Genomic DNA, 937 nt, shown 5'->3' on the forward strand with positions numbered 1-937 from the left:
GCCGCTGGTCAGCAGGTAGGCGCCCAGGCCGATCATGCTGACGATGGCGACCACCTTGATGATGGCGAACCAGAATTCGGCTTCACCGAAGAACTTCACGTTCATCAGGTTGATGGCGTTGATCAGCACGAAGAAGGCGGCTGCGGTAACCCAGGTCGGGATTTCCGGCCACCAGTAGTGGACATACTTGCCAACCGCCGACAGCTCCGACATGCCCACCAGGATGTACAGCACCCAGCAGTTCCAGCCAGACAGGAAACCGGCGAAGCCGCCCCAGTAGGTGTGGGCAAAATGGCTGAATGAGCCGGCCACCGGCTCCTCGACGATCATCTCGCCAAGCTGGCGCATGATCATGAAGGCGATGAAGCCGCAGATGGCGTAACCGAGGATCATCGACGGGCCGGCGGATTTCATCACGCCTGCCGAGCCGAGGAACAGGCCGGTACCAATTGCGCCGCCGAGGGCGATCAACTGGATGTGACGGTTCTTCAGGCCCCGCTTGAGCTCGCCTGAATGCATGTTTTGTCCACTCATGAACGAAGTCACCTGCATTGTTTTTATCTGTGACGGAATCGGACCCACCGCGCTCGTGGCGCAGCGGAATGGGCAAGGTGGTTACCTTGGGTTTCTCGACCTCAGGTGCCGCCGGGGCGGGTCAACCAGGCGTGATCAAGAGTGCGCGGTACGCAAGGGGGTCACAGGTAAAACGCGGCGCACTGTATACCCCTGCAAACGCGCAGGCGTCAACGCGTTGCATCCTTTCCTCGGGAAAAAACGCAGCGATCCTGTGGTATGGGCCTTCAAAGGCGGAGTGATCGGCGTACATGGCGCCTCCATTTGTTGTTTTGTCAGCCAGGCGCTGTGGACCGGCTGCTGCACACGGCAATAGCGGCTATAACACCGTGGGCAAGGGGGTTTGGGCAAGGGTGGTGGGGAT

The 937-nt window shown here is 60.0% G+C and carries 1 protein-coding gene; it reads right to left on the reverse strand.

Features of this window, described 5'->3' with window-relative positions; all coding sequences use genetic code 11:
- Positions 1-534, reverse strand: a 534-nt coding sequence (locus tag GYA94_RS26625) for an amino acid permease (RefSeq protein WP_161893451.1), incomplete at its 3' end; no start/stop codon positions are given.
- Positions 535-937 lie beyond the last annotated feature (403 nt).

Source organism: Pseudomonas juntendi, assembly GCF_009932375.1.
In the GTDB taxonomy this organism is placed as follows: domain Bacteria; phylum Pseudomonadota; class Gammaproteobacteria; order Pseudomonadales; family Pseudomonadaceae; genus Aquipseudomonas; species Aquipseudomonas juntendi.